This is a genomic window from Granulosicoccus antarcticus IMCC3135, assembly GCF_002215215.1.
Classification (GTDB): domain Bacteria; phylum Pseudomonadota; class Gammaproteobacteria; order Granulosicoccales; family Granulosicoccaceae; genus Granulosicoccus; species Granulosicoccus antarcticus.
The window spans coordinates 2,663,123-2,680,808 of the sequence record NZ_CP018632.1 but is presented as its reverse complement, the minus strand read 5'-3'; the positions used below and the strand labels follow the sequence as shown (position 1 = coordinate 2,680,808).

Genomic DNA, 17,686 nt, shown 5'->3' with positions numbered 1-17,686 from the left:
TAGACGTTGCTGCGTACTGATTTGACTGTTTGCATTTATAGTCTCTGGTGGCAAACCGTTCCTTAGGTTGATTTTGACTGGCCTTCGGTTCATGACATTACAACAGGTGAAAAATATCATGAGTAAAGGACAAGACAGTAAGAAAAGTACCAAGAAAGAAGCGCTGCTAACCCCAAAAGAAAAGAAAGCCGCAAAAGCTGCCAAGAAAAACGAAAGCAAGCTGCTGGGAAAATAGTCGTACAAGGTCATCACACTGGTGACCTTTATTTTTTGCATCCTGTTTTCAAAAAACGCTGATTTAATTCAGGCCCGACAAGCAAAAACAGTTCTTGACTTACTCTCAGCCACCACCCTAATCCACCGCTAACAAATCGATGCTGACTACCGCACGGTCGGTTTTCCAGCGATCACGCACGCGTGTGAAAACCTGATCAGCTTTTGTTCGCGGTGCTGACAAATCGATCGCCACACGCCAGGTGCGCGATACATCGTCGCTCGCCTCCCCTGTCTCACTGCTACCCTCTATCGATTCACCAGCAGAACGCGATGAGTGCTCTGCATCAATGCCACTATCATCGATCGATGCGCTATCAAAACTTTGAGTGTTATCGTGACCCGTTGCATCGGATGAGTTGGCGGCGTATTGTATTGCCGGCTCCGCGAGCGTCGACTGCCAGACTCCGATGCGTTCCGCGATCGTGCTTTCCAGCTCATCAAACGGAAGACTAAGTAAATACTGGCGGTCCTGGAACAAAGCCTGTTGAGCCGTCGTCAACGCATCGAGCGTGGCTGCATTGCTATCGAAGTGAGCCTGTAGCGCCTGTTGTTTGAGTTCCTGGCGCCGAACGCGAATTCTGCGCTCCAGCGTGAGTCTCGCCTGACGCGTCTCCTCAGTGACCGCATCCACAGCGTCGAACAAGCGATTGATATCAGCTGCCTGTTCTAGCGCCGCCTGCTTGGCGTTCTTGAGCATCAGCTCCGCGTCACGAAACTGCCGAATGCTGTCGTTCGCTGAACTGAAGTCGTCATCTTCCGATAGTGTTGTATCGACCGCGTGAATGCGTTCGACGAGCCCATCCTTCCACTCCTCAAAATTGGACTCTCTCACCTCTCCGGTCAATGTAATTGTCAATTCTGTCATGCGGCGAACAAGGTTCAGATGGACGGCAGACGATAGCATCAAAGTATTCCTGCAGCCAACAGCAGAGTTACCCTACCCAGTGACTCAGCCGATTTTAATAAACATGGGTAGCAATTGGCGACGCTCTTCCTCGGTTGTCGCGAACGGGTAGCGCTCTAACAGCGCCTGCAAATAGGCTCTGGGTTCAAGCCCACAGGCTTTTGCCGACTCGACGAGGGTATACATGAATGCACTGGCCTTTGCCCCTCGAGGACTGGCTGTGTAGAGCCAATTTTTTCGACCAAGAGCAAAGGGCCTGATAGCGCTTTCCACCGGGTTATTGTCCACCGGCAAAGACGCGTTTTTCATAAACGCTGTCAACGCCTCCCAGTTGTTCTGGGCATAGAAAAGCGCTTTGATCCTCCCCAACACTAGCGGATGATTAGCCAGCACAAAACGCAGCGGATACGGGAGCCTCAGTTTAACCAACCCAAGATGCATCATGGCACCCAGGATCAGCCCAGTCAGAATCAGATCAGGATTTTTTCAACTTCAATTCATCGATCCCACGATTAGCCAGATCATCGACACGCTCATTCTCTGCATGACCGCTATGACCTTTGACCCAGCGCCACTCGACGGTATGTTTATTGGCCAGCGTATCGATTTCTACCCATAAATCTGCATTCTTGACCGGTTTGCGAGCCGATGTTTGCCAGTTCTTGCGCTTCCAGCCCTCAATCCATTCGGTAATGCCTTTACGAACATATTGAGAATCAGTCGTCAGAACCACTTCGCTAGGCCGCTTCAGAGCTTCAAGCGACTTTATGACCGCCATCATCTCCATCCGATTGTTGGTCGTGTGTGCCTCTCCACCCCACAATTCCTTTTCGTTTTCGCCCGAACGCATGAGAGCTCCCCAGCCGCCGGGGCCAGGATTGCCACGACACGCACCGTCGGTGTAGATTTCAATCATATGATTTATGTTTTTGAATGCTGTCTGTCAGGAAGGCAGGTATTTTAACGTTGTCGATGATCTATGCGTGCAACGGTTGCTCTGGGGCGTGCTGACGTCTTGTCGCCTGTCCGCGCAAAGCTGGATGCAGCCATTCCGGCTCTTGGCCGACGCCACTGACGTGTCATGGTCATAGGCATAGTCTGCTTGCGGGCACGCATGATGTACAGCCCTCCCAGACCACCCAGCCAGCGCTGCAGCCCTTCCATGCGGTGCAATCGGCGCAATACGCGCTCACTGTTGATCGGCGGGCGGATAAACATGGCGGCACTGTCCAGCACCCGGTAATCCAGTACGGATAACCAGTCGCTTACACGGTGCCGTGCATAAAAACGACCATTCCAGGGCTCACTACGACGCCAGGCTGTGAGCGCATGCCGAGCACCAAAGGCACTATAGGGATTGAAGCCGATGATGATCAGCTGACCATCGTCAGTCAAGACACGGTCGGCTTCGCGCAATGCCTGATGTGGATTGTCACAAAAATCCAGCGTATGAAAAAAAGCCACCGCTTTCATCGTATCCGAGGCAATCGGCAGGGATAGTACATCGGCATGAATATCAGCCTCATTGCCCGGTGCATCAAGCATGAGGTGACGCTGCAGACCAGCGCCTTCCAAGAGATGCAACCCGGGAACCAGGTTGCCAACCTGCACTCCCTGATAGCCAAAAACATCACCCAAACGACTACCTACTTCAAGTTCCAGACGTTTCGCGATGGACTGCCCCAGTCCGGTTGCGTACCATTGTGCCAGTGGCGCTTGGGCGTCCAGCCAGACGGGGCTCTGTCGTACCGTTCGTTTACTTTTCATCGCAAGCAACCCGTTATATTCGATGACCTCAGACGCACTAGGATACGGCCCGCATTTTATCAAAATGCCTGCCCTGACTCCCCTCAACACCAGTATAGCGTCGCCAAAGCGACTATCTTTGGCATTAATGTCAGGTTTCGTGATCCTCACGACCGCATTGTTACTGACAATACCGCTCCTCGCCCACGCGGACAACACGGCTTTGCCGCCTTTAGGTAATACCGCGCAAATGGATCGCCTCATGCTGCGCGAGATTGGCGACACGCAAGTATTCGACCCCAGCGTTAGCCCCACACCAGCCGCTGGCTGTTGTAATTCGGGGGTGAAATCTGTAAAAAATTCGCTCGCCTCGAAGCCTGCAACGACAGTCTGGCAGTTCGTGCAGCAATCCAGGCGCCTGAAAATACCCGACAAGCCACAGATTGAAAACTATCGGCAACAATACCAGCGTGAAGCCCTCTGGATCAGCAAAATCCTCAACCGGGCGACACCCTTTGCCGGACACATCGTGGAATCTCTCGACAAACGTTATTTACCTGTAGAGCTTGCACTGTTGCCAGCAATCGAAAGTGGCTATCAACCCGATGTTCACAGCACCGAAAAAGCCGCCGGCATCTGGCAAATCGTGCCCATCACGGCTCGGGAGATTGGTATCTCCAGCAATCAGTGGTTCGACGGACGCTCAGATATTGTCAAGTCCACTGATGCCGCCATCTCTTACCTGAGCTACCTCAATGCCGAATTTCATGGCGACTGGCTCCTGACACTGGCCGCCTACAATGCTGGTCCCGGCAGAGTTCGAAGCGCTATCAGACGGAATGAGAAGTCAGGTCAGCCCACCGATTTCTGGTCGTTGAAGCTTCCGCGTGAAACTCGCGAATATGTGCCCAAATTCCTGGCACTGGTCGCCATGCTTCGACACGATTCAATTCCGGGCCTGGAAATACCGCTACTGGCTCGCGGTAACGCTTTTGAGGTCCTCGAATTCGGCAGCCAGACCAGTCTGGACAAAGTGGCTGCTGCGAGTGGCATACCCGAATTTTCCCTCAGGCATCTCAATGCCGGACTGGTGCATGGCGTCACCCCACCCGGAGGACCTCACCATATCTATGTGCTGAAGGACAATGCAGAGTCGGTGATCAGTGCCGTGACAGCGATTGATCCTCGTGATCTTTACACTCTACCGGCGACTCATACGGTTGTAGCGGGCGAGAGTATCAGCACCATCGCCCGCTCCTACAGACTCTCACAACAAAACTTAATGGATCTGAATGGACTGAACAACTCGTTCATCAAGATCGGACAGGAGCTTGCAGTACGATTTGAGGCGGATAACGCGGCCAGTAACATCGAATATGTTGTAACAATCGGTGACACAATTTCTGACATTGCACAAAGCTTTTCTGTGCCCATGAACAGCATTCTCGATGCCGAAGGTCGTACACTTGACGGCGAACTGATTCACCCTGGTGAACGGTTATTGATTAATGTAGACACCAACATTGCCGGTATATAACCGGTCAATGCAATTGAGCATCAAACAGCGCACAATGATGCCAATAATTCGGCAGTTATTTGTGTTAGTTGACGAAACGGGCGTAATTGCCAATAATTACGGGCTGTCTGACCGATGCGTAAACCGAACCTTGGCACAACACCGCCACCTTTGATCATCAGGGACTTTTAATGACCACAATCATCGTTACTCACGAAGACAACGAGGTTAGCGAGCTTGCGTTCGACGCTGGTCAGGAAACCATCTCCATTGGCCGCCGTTCCGCCAATGATGTATGTATTCCCGACCTGTCAGTCAGCGGTAGTCACGCCCGAATTACTTTCGAGGCAGATGAGTACTGGCTAGAGGACCTTAACAGTACCAACGGTACCTACGTCAATGGGCAACCTGTTACACGACAGATTATTCTTGACAACGACGAAATTGTCATCGGCAAGATTCGGTTGGCATTCCGATCTGGCAAAGTGCAATCCCCTCTCGCTGATGTCGATGTCGACAATCTGGCTAGCAGCATTTCAGATTTGCCGGTTACCAGTGATTTCGGTGACGGACATGTCGAGTCTATGGACGAGATTGATCCATTGTCTCTGAACGAGGCACACCAGGGTATTGGCCAGGAAGCCAACAGCCGTCCTGAGCCCGAGCTGCCTGCAGCCGCCGACGTCAAACCAGAGACAACAAGCACACCGCCCAACGCCGCGACGCAATCGCCGATACTTGAGCTGGATTCAACGACAGCCACATCCAAGGGTGCGGTGATTGAAATCAAGAACGGTGCAAAATCGGGCCAGATTCTGCCAATTGACAAGCCCGTTACAACGCTTGGCAGACCCGGCATCCAGATCGCGGCCATCATGCGAAAGCCGGATGGTTATTTCCTGATGCATATCGAGAGCGACGACAGTGTCGACAGACCGACACTCAATCGTGATGTCATCGGGGATGAACCGGTGCTGTTACACAGTGGCGATCAACTCAATGTCGCCGGCATTGACGTGGAATTCATGCTTTCCTGAACAAGATCGGATCAGGAGCCTGTCGAGAATAGACTGATCTACTACGGTCGCTATTCTCGGGCAAGCTCTCAGGGCCCTTTTACTCTAATTCGCTGGAAACAAGCCACTGGATAGATATCGGTCGCCGCGGTCGCAGACGATAGTCACCATCACGGCGTTGTCCAGTTCCGGCAACATCTTCAGCGCAGCAAGCAAGGCTCCCCCGGATGAAACACCGCTGAGTATGCCTTCTACTCGTGCAAGGCTTCGAGCCATATCTTCGGCTTCCGCCTGATTGACATCAATGATTCTATCAACCCGTGCCGGCTCATAGATGGCTGGCAGATAGGCTTCGGGCCAACGACGAATACCCGGAATGCTGGAGCCGTCCTCTGGTTGCACGCCGATAATCTGGATGTCAGGGTTCTTCTCTTTAAGGTAGCGTGACACACCCATGATGGTACCCGTGGTGCCCATGGAGCTGACAAAATGCGTGATTTTGCCTTGGGTAGCTTCCCAGATTTCAGGGCCAGTGCTGCTGTAGTGAGCTCCCCAGTTGTCCGGATTTGCAAACTGATCCAGCACCACACCTTCACCTCGTGCCGCCATTGCAGCTGCCTGATCACGGGCGTACTCCATGCCCTGCTCTTCGGTAACCAGAATCAGCTCGGCACCATAGGCCGTCATGAGGGACTTTCGCTCCCCCGTCATGTTGTCAGGCATTAACAACTTCAACTTGTAGCCCATGGTGGCCGCCACCATGGCCAGCGCTATACCTGTATTGCCACTGGTCGCCTCCAGCAAGGTATCACCGGGCTTGATGGTGCCGCGCGCCTCGGCCTGAACGATCATATTGGCTGCTGGCCGATCCTTGACCGAACCTGCAGGGTTATCCCCTTCCAGCTTGCCAAATATCTGATTGCCTCGCGTGTTGGCAGCCAACCGCTGTATGGGAACCAGTCGCGTACGGCCAATCTGATTGACTAGCGAAGGGATGGTCAGCTCGGGTACTGAGTCACTCATTTGTTCTTTTCCATGTTGCCTGCCGAATCATCTTTGACTGCCTTGCAGTGCTGCAGAACGGACAGGACAAATTCTTCTTGTGAAACCTGAGACATAGTATCGCAGGCGATAGTATTGACTTCTTTCATGCCACGTATCCAGGTCAATTGTCGTTTTGCCAATTGTCGGGTTGCAGCAACGGCCTTGTCGATCCAGAGCCCAGCATCGACATTCTCAACAGATGCACCATTGACCGCAAGCAGCTCCAGGTGTTCCCAGGCCTGGCGATATCCAACACTACGCATTGCTGGCAATTCGGCGTGAATCAAGGCATTTTCGCGCAAGGCATGCATTTCATCGATAAAGCCGCTCGTTATCATCATGTCGAAACGTGTCTTGATTCGTTCATGCAGCCATTGTCGATCGCCAGGCACCAGCGCAAATTTAATCGGAGGAACTTCCAGCAACGAACGTGTATCCGCCTGTAGCTGACTCATCGGTTGGCCTGAAATTCGATAGACCTCAAGCGCCCGCTGAATTCTCTGTGGATCATTGGGATGAATACGTGCAGCGGCTTCAGGGTCGACCAACTGTAATTGTGCATGCATGCCATCCCACCCCAGCCTTTCAGCCTCTTGAAGCAACTTGCCACGCACAGCATTGTCTGCATCTGGGAGCTTCGCCAATCCTTCTTCAAGGGCCTTGAAATACAGCATGGTTCCGCCAACCATCAACACACGCTTGCCGCGTCGTTGTATAGCCTCGATGATCTGCAATGCGTCATGACAAAAACGCGCCGCAGAATAGACCTCCCAGGGATCGCAGATATCGATCAGATGGTGCGGTACAGTCGCCAATTCCTGCCTCGAAGGCTTGGCAGTACCAACATCCAGTCCTCGATAAACCAGCGCTGAATCCACGCTGATTATCTCGGCATTCAGGGCCTGTGCCAAGGACAAGGACAGAGCGGTCTTGCCGCAGGCGGTCGCCCCCATCAGAAAAATAACGGGGGGATTGTTCACAGGTATTGCAGCCATCAGCCTAGCGTCCGCGCAGAAACAACTTGTCCAGCGCCTGCATGTCCAGCGCTGTCCAGGTGGGCCTGCCATGATTGCACTGACCACTATTGGGTGTTGATTCGATCTGACGTAACAATGCATTCATTTCAGATGTACTCAATCCTCGATTCGCACGGACCGACCCGTGGCAAGCCATGGACGATAGCACCTCGTCAACGGCGGCACGCAACCGCTCGCTGCTATCGTGATTCATCAGGTCGGACAGCACATCACGCAACAAGGCGCTGACATCGGCTTGCCCGAGAATCGAAGGAACTTCCCGAATACACAGCTGCTCGGGTGCCATGCGATCCACCACCAGGCCGATGCTCTCCAGCCAGTCTCGCTCCTGCTCACAGCGATCAGCCTCCGGCTCACTGACATCCAGAGTCAGCGGCACCAGCAATGCCTGACGCTTCAGAGCGCCATCATGGTACAGCGCCTTTAAACGCTCATAGGTAATGCGTTCATGGGCGGCATGCGCATCGACAATGATCAGACCATCGCGATTTTCAGCCAGAATATAGACCCCGTGAAGATGTGCTCTGGCAAAGCCTAACGGTGGAATCTCCGAACCCTCGCCTTCGCTCGTGACTCGCTCTCGCAACGCATCGCTGTTTCGGGCATAGGGACTGATTGGCTCAGGAGCTCTTGTGCTCGGTGCTCCCAGACGAGACATGGAATTGAACTGCTCTTGCACCTGTAGTGGCATGGGCCGCTGTAGGGGCGGCTGTGAGTAGCCGTTACCCGTATTCGCGCCAGAGGGCTGACCCAGTCCGGCAGCTGATAGCTGCGGCTGCAGCCCATCGTGACCGAGACTCATCCCTGTTGCAGAATGTGAATCCCCCAGAGAATCTGCCGGAGTAATCGCGGCAAGAAAGTCCTTGATGGATCGGCGCACGAACCCATGTACCAGCTGGCTTTCCCGAAAACGGACCTCCTGTTTACCCGGATGCACATTGACATCGACCATTGTCGGATCCATCTGCAGAAACAACACAAAAGCCGGATGGCGTTGGTGATAGATCAGGTCGCTATAGGCCTGTTTGACCGCGTGTGAGATGACCTTGTCGCGCACCATGCGTTGGTTTACGTAGAAGTATTGCATGTCTGCCTGCGAACGGGAAAAGCTGGGGTCTGCAATCCAGCCACTCATCGTCAACCCGGCACCTTCCAGGCTGACAGCTCGGGCAGCTTCACCAAAGCCCTTACCCAGAATACGAGTGATACGCGTATTGCGGGCTTCCATATCAGCTGCAGCCTTGCATTCGAATACGGTCTTGCCATTGTGATTGAGAGTAAACGCGCAATCTGGCTGTGCCATGGCAAGGGTTTTCACAATGCTTTCACAACGTGTGAATTCGGTTTTCGGTGTCCGCATGAACTTGCGTCTTGCCGGCACGTTGTAAAACAAACTGTTCACATCAACCGTAGTACCCACCGGGTGCGCTGCCGGCTCTTGCTCCGCAGATGCATCTGGCTTGTAATCTATACGAGCGCCATGATCAGTTTCTGCGGTCCGCGAGGTCAGGGTCAGGCGTGATACTGAGGCGATGCTGGGCAGGGCCTCACCACGAAATCCGAGCGTTGCAACGCTTTGCAGATCATCCATCGACAGAATCTTGCTGGTGGCATGCCGGCTGAGTGCTCTGGGTAAATCGTCGGCATCGATACCGCAGCCATTATCGCGGATTCGAATCCTGTCCAGACCACCTTGCTCCAGGTCCAGCACAATGCGAGTCGCACCAGCATCCAGGGCATTTTCTACCAGCTCCTTGACGATAGAAGCCGGTCTTTCAACCACCTCGCCAGCTGCTATCTGGTTGATCAGGTGGTCAGGGAGCTGATGAATAGTTGGCATGAGCGCTGGATGCTATCGGAGCCAGTCAAGACTCCATCAGTGTCGGATTGGCCCGCCATTATGCGCCTGTTGTCCACTCCTTGCAGGCTTCGGCAGTTTAGGCCACTACAGTTCCGAGACTTCCGCCACATCCAGCTCCAGAAGCCTGCCCTAGAATGGTTTGATCGACTACGGACACTATTCCCGGATAGGCTCCGGGACAGAATCCGCCCTACGAGCCTCGCTTGCGACGCTCCGCTGCCAGGTAGGTACCCGCCGGTGCTCGTCTGCCCAGATATCGAATCACGCCTGATTCGATTGCCCGAGCCAAATCATCCTGGTAACTTGAACTCTTGAGCTTCTTTTCTTCCTGCAGATTGGAGATAAAGGCAGTTTCAACCAGTATTGAAGGGATATCCGGTGACTTCAGAACAGCGAAGGCTGCCTGCTCAACAGACGATTTGTGAACCGCCCCTACCTGCGTCAGCTCACTCAGCACATCGGCACCGGCCTCCATACTCGACTCCATCGTGGCGCTTTGAGTCAGATTCAATAAGGTTTGGCGCAAACTGTTTTCAAATTGATCCAGCGCGATATCGCCGTACAAAGCGGCAGCTTCGTTCTCGCTTTTCGCCAACCAGGCTGCCGCCTCGGAACTGGCACCATCCAGAGACAGGGTGTAGACCGAACTGCCCTTCGCCTGGTTGTGATTGATGGCATCTGCATGAATTGATACAAATAGGTCCGCATCATTGTTGCGTGCGATATTCATGCGCTCACGCAGTTCGATATAGACGTCGCTATCTCTAATCAGTATCGGCGTAACTCCGGGGCGAGCTTCCAGCCGTTTGTAGAGTTTCTGAGCCACCGCCAGAGTAATATCCTTTTCCAGTGTTTTCTTCTGGCCGACAGCCCCCGGATCCCGACCACCGTGTCCGGCATCGATCGCCACGACAGCATTACGCAACGCTGGCTGCTCAATGACGTTCTCGACCGGACCGGTAATCTCGGGGATATCCTTGACACCCAGTTGCGGGGTGCCCTTCACACCCAGATTGATCAGTAGGCGTTTCCCGCCCTGGCGTGGAATCAGCTCATAAGTGGGATTCACTGCGCCTCGCAGGTCCAGTACGACCCTGAGATAGTCACTGCCATGCTGGGCATAGCGTACACGACTGACAATTCCCTCTGAAAAGGTTGTTGTCGGCATAGGCGTCGCCAGCGTCGCCTCCGGCAGATCCACAACCAGCCGGTTGGGATTGCTCAGAGAAAATACGTCGGCAGTCGCGTTAGCTGAATCCAGGTCAAAATGCAGCATGACATTCTCTTGCTGCACCAGATTGAAACCATTGAGTTTGACGGCGGCCTGCAATGAGCCTGAAAAACCGCCAAGCACGCCAGCCACCAACAGTATCAATGGACAAACAGCCTGTCGCACCCACTGCCTGATATTTCTGGCCGCTCTGATTGTCAGCATCACACCCTCACATGAATGGAGTTTCGAGCCGCCACCGAAACGCCTCAAGAAAACAAAAGGCGAACGGGGACAGCTCTGCCGACATAAGCATAGAAGAGGTGCGGCGAAAGTCCAGTGACAAGCGCCGCAGTAACGGCGTTCTATCCCATACCGTGTACCAACTGGGTCGGAGATCGTTCAAAAACCTCATCTGGCACGAAAAAATCGGCAATGAGCCGGGTTGCACCTTCGTTCTGATACACGGAAAAATCCGTTACACCTTCCTCGATCAGAACTTCCTCATCGATGAAGAAGTTACCCGTGCACTGTCCAGGGTCTCGATTCAATATGGCCAGCGCAGCATCTGCCATTATCTCTGGCTTCCTGCACATCAATGCCATCCGGTCATCGCCGATGACATTGCGCACAGCAGCCGTATCTACGGCTGTTATCGGCCACAGGGCATTAACACCGATTCCCTGCTCCCGAAATTCCTCTGCCATGCCAAGTACACACAATGACATGCCGTATTTGGCAATCGTGTAGGCAACATGCCCCTTGAACCACTTCGGATTGAGATCCAGAGGCGGTGACAGATTGAGAATATGTGCATGTGACGATGCCTGCAGATAGGGTAATACCAGCTTCGAGACCATATAGGTTCCGCGCGTATTAACCTCGTTCATCAGGTCATAACGTTTCATGGACGTACTGGGCGTATCCGTCAGAGAGATTGCACTGGCGTTGTTGATACAAATATCGATGCCGCCGAAAGCCGCAACTGTTGCCGCAATGGCCGCCTCAATCTGTTCTTCATGCCGGATATCACAGACCAGGCCGATCGCCTTGCCCGGACCCACCTCATTGAGCTCATCTGCAGCCGTAAACACGGTACCCGGTAATTTCGGGTGTGGTTCGGCAGTTTTGGCGGCGATGGCCACGTTCGCACCTTGTTCAACAGCAGCCTTGGCGATGGCAAATCCGATCCCGCGACTACCGCCGGACATGAACAGCGTTTTTCCTGCTAGTGACATGATTGATCTCGGTATTTCAGAAGCTGTTGATCAGTGTACTGCACCCAAGCTTCAGAAGAACCCGTTAGCCGCCCAATACCCCATTATCCCGACTGGGGATTTACTCAGTGCAACTGACACGATAAATAGAGAGTATCGTTGGCGTGTTGAATGGTCTTGAGCAACGGGTAATCCAGCATCAGATATCGCCTCTCAGGGGATACTGAAGACGACCTGCCGCCGATCCTCGACCCCATAGGTGATAGAGATATGAAGATCAGCACGGGGAAGCCGATCTCCACCCTGCTCAGGCCATTCGATCATGACCAGATCATGCTCGCGAATGAGATCGTCAAAACCCAGGTAGTCCAGCTCTGCAGGATCCTGTAGCCGGTACAGATCAAGATGCGCAATGTTGTTGATAGCACTACCCAGCTGAGCACTGACATCATAGGTTTCAATCAAGGTATAGGTCGGGCTCTTGACCCTCCCTTTGTAACCCAGAGCATGAATGACAGAGCGTACCAGCACGCTCTTGCCTGCCCCAAGCTCCCCCGAAAGCGTCCATAACGCCCCCTTCGGTACGCAGCTCGCCAGCTTTTCACCCAGTAACTGCATGGATGTCTCATCGGCTATATCACGCACGCCTTCATGGATAAAACGGGCCAGATCAGCCTTGTATTGTTCCTGGTTCATTACACAAGATTATCATGTTCAGCGACCATCGGAGTGTCGAGCATGACCTCTGCCCGGTGTCTGTCTGGAGATGTGGATATCGCGAACTGAGACTTTTGTTAGCAGTCACTGATTTTCAAAAAATCACAGCGATGTCTGCAGCAAGGATTTTATCTGAGCGATGTCAACAGGCTTTGCCAGCACCTGCTCAATACCGGCATCTCTGTAGGCTTCACGATCACTCTGACTGATACTGCCGGTCATGGCTACAAATGTCACAGGCAGATTTTCCTCCTCCTTACTCATTGCTGCAATCACATCAAGCCCATTCATATCAGGCAAGCCCATATCCAGTAAACACAAGCGTGGCTTGCATTGACGTAGAAGCATCAAGGCCTCAGCTCCATTAGCTGCCCCTTTGACTTTGCAACCAAGCCTTGTCAGCAATTTGACCAAGACCTGACGGCTCTGATCGTGATCTTCGACAAGCAACACATCAAGCTGTGGTGCGAGCTGTGGTGCGAGCTGTGGCTCACTATCCTGATCCATCAGTGCAGCCAGTCGTGCCAGTAACAGGCGTGTGTCTATCGGTTTTGACAATGAATCGACAAATCCGATTTCCCTGTATCGATCATGATCACCTGCCATCGCGTGAGCGGTTATTGCAACCACCGGTTTGGAGAAACCCCAGTCCTGCAGCTGCCTGACCACCTCCTCGCCACCTAACCGGGGCATTCGAATGTCCAGCAACACAAGGTCAAAAGCATCAGGTGCCTGGCGCAGCGCCTCCAAAGCCCTGACACCGTCAGACACACAGGTCACTGTAGCTCCCGCCTTACTCAGCAATTGTCTGATCACTCGTTGCACATCCAGATTATCCTCTGCCACCAGGATATGGCCGCGCAGAGATGTCGGTGGATTATCGCGATCTAACAATCGATCGTCAGACACTTGCACAAACTCGGAAATCAGCCGTCGATCAGCCTCATCTGCGAGCGGAATTCGGACCGTAAAGACACTGCCCTCGCCTAGCTGGCTTTCAACCATCAGCTCGCCACCCAGCAGCTCCATCAAGTGTTTGCTGATACTCAGACCCAAGCCTGTCCCGCCATGACTCGCCCCCAGCGACCCCTGCCTGAATGGTAGAAACATCTCGCTGAGCTGGTCAGCGGCAATTCCCGGCCCGGTATCGCGGACTGAGATAATCAGCATACTGTTCCTGGATTCAAACTCAACGGCTACCGATCCTTGCATCGTAAACTTCAGCGCATTACTGATCAAATTCACGAGCACTTGTCGAAGCCGGACAGGATCTGTCTGTATTTTATGTGGAACGGGAGACAGGCACTTAAAGCTGAAACTGAGATCTTTTTGATCCGCGCGCATCTGATGCATTGATCTCAAACCGGCCACCAGTGCCGGTAGAGAAACCAGTTCCGAGTCGATCTTCAATAGTGCAGATTCCAGCTTGGACAGGTCCAGAATATCGTTAACCAGATCCAGTAGATGCAAGGCATTGTGTTTTATCGCACTGGCATTTTCAATCTGCTCTTTATCCTCCAGAGACATCGACATCAGGTCAGTAAACCCCATGACCGCTGTCAAAGGCGTTCGTATCTCGTGACTCATATTGGCAAGAAAATCACTCTTGGCACGACTTGCCTGATCAGCTTGCTCCAGAGCACGGGTCAGAAGTTGCGACTGAGCTTCTTGCTCCGTGACATTCTTGATCATGACCACAGCACCGGTCACCTCGGTTTTCTGAAGCACCGGATTGGCAGATATTTCTGCACTGAACATGGCGCCATCTGCCCGTCTCAACGTAATCGGATCAAGTTGCACGGACTTGCCTTGGGAAACAAGAGAGTCCAGAAGTTGTGCAACATTCTGGTATTCACCCAGATCACGCTCCAAAGGGGCAAGGTTGAGCAGTACGTCCAAACGTTTCCCAGAGGTAGTTTCGTCGATACTCAAGCCCACAAGCTCCAATGCTGCACTGTTGACAAACGTGACCTGAAGCTTTGTATTCACTCCAAAAATCGCCTGCTCCGTCGCATTGATGATGGTACTGACCTGTGCCTCTCTGGCCTGTAGGGTCATCGCATCCTCGACTTGCTCTGTGACATTGCTGGCTACCGCAACGAAGTGAGTGACCACCCCTTCTGCATTGCTGACGGGATTGACAATCAGATCATTCCAGAATGACTGGCCATGCTGATCGTAATTGAGAATCACCGTTCTGACTGGTTCCTGAGCCTCAATTGCCAAATGCAGTTTTTCAACCATTGCCGGCGAGGTGTCGATACCTTGCAAGAGACGACAGTTTTTTCCCAGAATCTCCTGCGAGGTATAACCCGTCATGTTCCGAAAGGCTTCGTTAACATAGATGAGCGGCTGATCCGGATGGCGTGCGTCGGCGATAGAAATACCGCTGTCAGTAGCCTCTATAGCGCTTTCATACAGCTTCATCTGCTGCGCGGCCTCATGCCTCTCAGTAATATCCTGAACGGCAATGAAAAGCAGTGTCTTGTCCTGAATTTCCAGGAGATTAGGGCTCAATTCCACTGGAACCGAAACACCGCTATCCAACAACAATATGGATTCGAAAGGCTTGACCTGCCTATTGGCAGATGGCTCAAAAAAACCTTTTACAAACGCGCGATCCAACAATGGAAACAGACTATGCACTGAGCTCTGACCAAGCTCTGCACTGGTTTTCCCACTGACTTTACACAACGCCGGATTAGCGAAATGGATTCGCCCATCCTGATCCGTCAGAATCTGTCCGATCACGGTCTGATCTGACATGTACTTGTAGGTTGCAATCTCTTTTTGCACATCTGCCATGGCGCTTGAATCAATCAGCATCAACGCAGCGCCACTAACCCCGTCACGCCTGTGATACGGCGCGATTCGCATAAGATAAGGAGTCCCATCAATATCACGAACATTACATTCGAACTGCTTGCCACTGTCTATCGTATGTTCCACATCCGCTATCAGACTCTGATAGTCGAGAGAATGATTGAAGTCGCTGATAGCACGTCCCAAGTCTTGCTGTTGGAGGCTGAACAGACGAGCCATTTCAGGTGTGTAACGACGAATACGCAGATTTTCATCCAGAAACAACACACCTACGCCGGTAATGGCTAGCAGGTTTGTCATATCGTCATTGGCCAGACTCAGCTCCAGAATATTGTGCTGGTACTCACCATTGATCGATTGAAGTTCTTCGTTGGCACTCTGCAGCTCTTCATTGGATGACAGCATTTCCTCATTGGCCGTCTGCAACTCTTCATTGGCACTTTCAAGCTCTTCTATTGTCGACTGCAGGCTCTCCTGTGTGAGGGCCAGATCATTTTCAAGCGCCCTTATACGACTCAAGCCATCATCGCTACTGTCCAACGTTTCAATATATTGCTGTCTACCTTCCTGGCCCGATAGCGATGTTTGGGCCTGTATTTTCGTGCTCACGGAAAAATGTCGCACTGTATCAACAGGCAAACGCATATCACGCCGCTTCCTGAAGAGTCGCCAACGTGAATCAATCGTCTCGAATTCATCGCTGAGACTGATGGTCGTCTCACTGGGCCCCAGAAACAGATATCCGCCAGACCTCAAGCCAAAATGAAAAAGCGAGAGCGCATTCATTTGCGCTTCGGGCTGCAGGTAAATCAGCATGTTCCGGCAAGTGATGAGGTCTAATTGGGCAAATGGTGCATCCTTGAGAACATTGTGCTCCGCAAATACGACCATTAATCGTAATTCGGATGTGACGTGGTAGCCGTCAGGTTTACGGACGAAATATCTCGCCCGTCGTTCACCTGGGAGATCGTTCACGGCCTCTGCGGAATAAACCCCTTTGATGGCTCGTTCAAGTGACCCTTGATGAACATCGGTGGCAAACAGCTTGACCTCTATGCCTGAACTCGATGCCGACACACGCTCATCAATGAGCATTGCCAGCGAGTACACTTCCTCTCCCGTAGCAACTCCACAAGCCCAAATCCGCAGTTTCTTCGAGGCAGTGGCATTCTCCACCAGCGGCACCAGAACCTTGTCGTCGAGACACTCGAATGCCTCTTTGTCACGGAAAAACTGTGTGACTCCTATGAGAATGTCACGGTAAAGTGCATCGAGTTCCTGAGGGTTCGCCTGTAGCAAGACCTCGTACGCCAGCAATTGATCTATTTTCAATAGCCGCATTCGTCGGCGAATTCGCCTACCCACTGTGCTGTGTTTGTATTGCGAGAAATCGATACTGCAAAATTGCCTGAGCAATTCAATAATGCGGTTTAGCTCTTGCGTATGGGTACTCGTCTGGGTTCTGATCATCCGTTCTGACTCGGCTGTCAGATCGCTTGAACTACGCTCCAGGGAACACAGTGAGTCGGCAAGTGTTCCTGGCGAACCGATGACATCTGCGGCACCACTGGCAATGGCATTGCCTGGCATTCCGTCAAATTGTGCAGTTTTTTCATCCTGAACCAGCACCCATCCGCCAGCGTCACTAATGGCCTGAACACCCGTCGTTCCATCTGAGCCTGTTCCAGACAGCACCACCCCGATAGCACGATCACCAACATCAGCAGCCAGAGAAACCATAAAGGCATCGATCGGCAGCTTGTGCCTCCTTTCCATTCCACATGGCGTCAACTGCAGCTTTTCAGACTTGATAGTCATGGTCTTGTTTGCAGGTATGAGGTAGACGCAGTTCACCTCAACGGTCATCCCCTGTTCGGCAAGCAACACGGGCATGTCCGTAGCTCGACCCAATATGGAGCTCATATGGCTCACAAAGTCAGGAGAGAGATGTTGCACGACGACAAAGGCCAACCCACAATCGACCGGAATGGTATGCAACAGAGCTTCTATAGGCTCCAGCCCCCCAGCCGATGCACCTATGGCGACTATCGGGAATCGGGATCTGGACCCAGTGGGCCCTACCGCGAGCTGCACGCTCTCTGTCATAACTATTCTACGTTTACCTGTTCTAGAAGAGCGAGAGCTGCATCAATTGGCCCCTTACCTTTCGAATCAGACGACCGAACATTTCAAGTTCACAAAAGACGGATCCGATAAACCCGACTTTACCAGCCAGATTCTGGAACCAAAAGATATAAGGCAACTTGGAAAATTTTACAATGTTGAACTATCGAACCTGAAAAACAAAAACGGCCACCC

At 52.5% G+C, this 17,686-nt stretch carries 14 protein-coding genes; 3 read left to right on the top strand and 11 right to left on the bottom strand.

Annotation, left to right across the window (positions count from 1 at the left end):
* Positions 1-91 precede the first annotated feature (91 nt).
* The gene (locus IMCC3135_RS34030; RefSeq protein ID WP_157735929.1) at positions 92-235 is read left to right on the top strand and encodes a hypothetical protein; all 144 of its coding nucleotides are present in this window, start codon (positions 92-94) and stop codon (positions 233-235) included.
* A 117-nt stretch (positions 236-352) separates the two neighbouring features.
* Here IMCC3135_RS34030 and IMCC3135_RS11655 read toward each other — a convergent pair whose 3' ends face one another.
* The 4 genes from IMCC3135_RS11655 to IMCC3135_RS11640 all read right to left on the bottom strand — a co-directional run bounded on the left by IMCC3135_RS11655 (position 353) and on the right by IMCC3135_RS11640 (position 2,947).
* Positions 353-1,141 (bottom strand): hypothetical protein, encoded by a 789-nt coding sequence (locus IMCC3135_RS11655; RefSeq protein ID WP_088917763.1) that lies wholly within the window; start codon positions 1,139-1,141, stop codon positions 353-355.
* Between the two features lie 84 nt (positions 1,142-1,225).
* Positions 1,226-1,624, bottom strand: a complete 399-nt coding sequence (locus tag IMCC3135_RS11650) for an IS66 family transposase (protein ID WP_088917762.1) — start codon at positions 1,622-1,624, stop codon at positions 1,226-1,228.
* 31 nt (positions 1,625-1,655) lie between these two features.
* A complete protein-coding gene (gene rnhA, locus IMCC3135_RS11645) occupies positions 1,656-2,096 on the bottom strand; it encodes a ribonuclease HI (RefSeq protein WP_088917761.1) in 441 nt (146 codons plus the stop codon).
* A gap of 44 nt (positions 2,097-2,140) precedes the next feature.
* The gene (locus tag IMCC3135_RS11640) at positions 2,141-2,947 is read right to left on the bottom strand and encodes a methyltransferase domain-containing protein (RefSeq protein ID WP_157735928.1); all 807 of its coding nucleotides are present in this window, start codon (positions 2,945-2,947) and stop codon (positions 2,141-2,143) included.
* 139 nt (positions 2,948-3,086) lie between these two features.
* On the opposite strand from IMCC3135_RS11640, the gene IMCC3135_RS11635 reads away from it, so the two are divergent.
* Together IMCC3135_RS11635 and IMCC3135_RS11630 are read left to right on the top strand one after the other, a co-directional pair.
* Positions 3,087-4,463, top strand: coding sequence for a transglycosylase SLT domain-containing protein (locus IMCC3135_RS11635; RefSeq protein ID WP_169727449.1), 1,377 nt, complete (start codon positions 3,087-3,089; stop codon positions 4,461-4,463).
* A gap of 170 nt (positions 4,464-4,633) precedes the next feature.
* Entirely contained in the window at positions 4,634-5,479 is an 846-nt protein-coding gene (locus tag IMCC3135_RS11630; RefSeq protein ID WP_088917759.1) for an FHA domain-containing protein, read from the top strand.
* An 84-nt stretch (positions 5,480-5,563) separates the two neighbouring features.
* On the opposite strand, the gene cysM is transcribed toward IMCC3135_RS11630, so the two are convergent.
* From cysM to IMCC3135_RS11595, 7 genes are all read right to left on the bottom strand, one after another.
* Positions 5,564-6,481: a cysteine synthase CysM gene (cysM, locus tag IMCC3135_RS11625; RefSeq protein WP_236994774.1), complete on the bottom strand. Its 918-nt coding sequence runs from the start codon at positions 6,479-6,481 to the stop codon at positions 5,564-5,566.
* Positions 6,478-7,482: a tRNA (adenosine(37)-N6)-dimethylallyltransferase MiaA gene (gene miaA, locus IMCC3135_RS11620; RefSeq protein ID WP_236994773.1), complete on the bottom strand. Its 1,005-nt coding sequence runs from the start codon at positions 7,480-7,482 to the stop codon at positions 6,478-6,480. The genes cysM and miaA overlap by 4 nt, the downstream gene beginning before the upstream one ends.
* 19 nt (positions 7,483-7,501) lie before the next feature.
* A complete protein-coding gene (mutL, locus tag IMCC3135_RS11615; RefSeq protein WP_088917757.1) occupies positions 7,502-9,379 on the bottom strand; it encodes a DNA mismatch repair endonuclease MutL in 1,878 nt (625 codons plus the stop codon).
* Positions 9,380-9,590: 211 nt separating this feature from the next.
* Complete coding sequence (locus tag IMCC3135_RS11610; RefSeq protein ID WP_088917756.1) at positions 9,591-10,835, bottom strand: N-acetylmuramoyl-L-alanine amidase; 1,245 nt, start codon at positions 10,833-10,835, stop codon at positions 9,591-9,593.
* Between the two features lie 140 nt (positions 10,836-10,975).
* Positions 10,976-11,848: an SDR family oxidoreductase gene (locus IMCC3135_RS11605; protein ID WP_088917755.1), complete on the bottom strand. Its 873-nt coding sequence runs from the start codon at positions 11,846-11,848 to the stop codon at positions 10,976-10,978.
* A gap of 192 nt (positions 11,849-12,040) precedes the next feature.
* Positions 12,041-12,523, bottom strand: coding sequence for a tRNA (adenosine(37)-N6)-threonylcarbamoyltransferase complex ATPase subunit type 1 TsaE (gene tsaE, locus IMCC3135_RS11600; protein WP_088917754.1), 483 nt, complete (start codon positions 12,521-12,523; stop codon positions 12,041-12,043).
* A 123-nt stretch (positions 12,524-12,646) separates the two neighbouring features.
* Entirely contained in the window at positions 12,647-17,473 is a 4,827-nt protein-coding gene (locus IMCC3135_RS11595; RefSeq protein ID WP_088917753.1) for a chemotaxis protein CheB, read from the bottom strand.
* Between the last annotated feature and the right edge of the window lie 213 nt (positions 17,474-17,686).

Coding starts and splice junctions, on each gene's coding strand:
- IMCC3135_RS34030 (WP_157735929.1), top strand. CDS start 92: ATGACATTACAACAGGTGAAAAATATCATGAGTAAAGGACAAGACAGT.
- IMCC3135_RS11655 (WP_088917763.1), bottom strand. CDS start 1,141: ATGACAGAATTGACAATTACATTGACCGGAGAGGTGAGAGAGTCCAAT.
- IMCC3135_RS11650 (WP_088917762.1), bottom strand. CDS start 1,624: ATGATGCATCTTGGGTTGGTTAAACTGAGGCTCCCGTATCCGCTGCGT.
- rnhA (WP_088917761.1), bottom strand. CDS start 2,096: ATGATTGAAATCTACACCGACGGTGCGTGTCGTGGCAATCCTGGCCCC.
- IMCC3135_RS11640 (WP_157735928.1), bottom strand. CDS start 2,947: ATGAAAAGTAAACGAACGGTACGACAGAGCCCCGTCTGGCTGGACGCC.
- IMCC3135_RS11630 (WP_088917759.1), top strand. CDS start 4,634: ATGACCACAATCATCGTTACTCACGAAGACAACGAGGTTAGCGAGCTT.
- cysM (WP_236994774.1), bottom strand. CDS start 6,481: ATGAGTGACTCAGTACCCGAGCTGACCATCCCTTCGCTAGTCAATCAG.
- mutL (WP_088917757.1), bottom strand. CDS start 9,379: ATGCCAACTATTCATCAGCTCCCTGACCACCTGATCAACCAGATAGCA.
- IMCC3135_RS11610 (WP_088917756.1), bottom strand. CDS start 10,835: ATGCTGACAATCAGAGCGGCCAGAAATATCAGGCAGTGGGTGCGACAG.
- IMCC3135_RS11605 (WP_088917755.1), bottom strand. CDS start 11,848: ATGTCACTAGCAGGAAAAACGCTGTTCATGTCCGGCGGTAGTCGCGGG.
- tsaE (WP_088917754.1), bottom strand. CDS start 12,523: ATGAACCAGGAACAATACAAGGCTGATCTGGCCCGTTTTATCCATGAA.
- IMCC3135_RS11595 (WP_088917753.1), bottom strand. CDS start 17,473: ATGACAGAGAGCGTGCAGCTCGCGGTAGGGCCCACTGGGTCCAGATCC.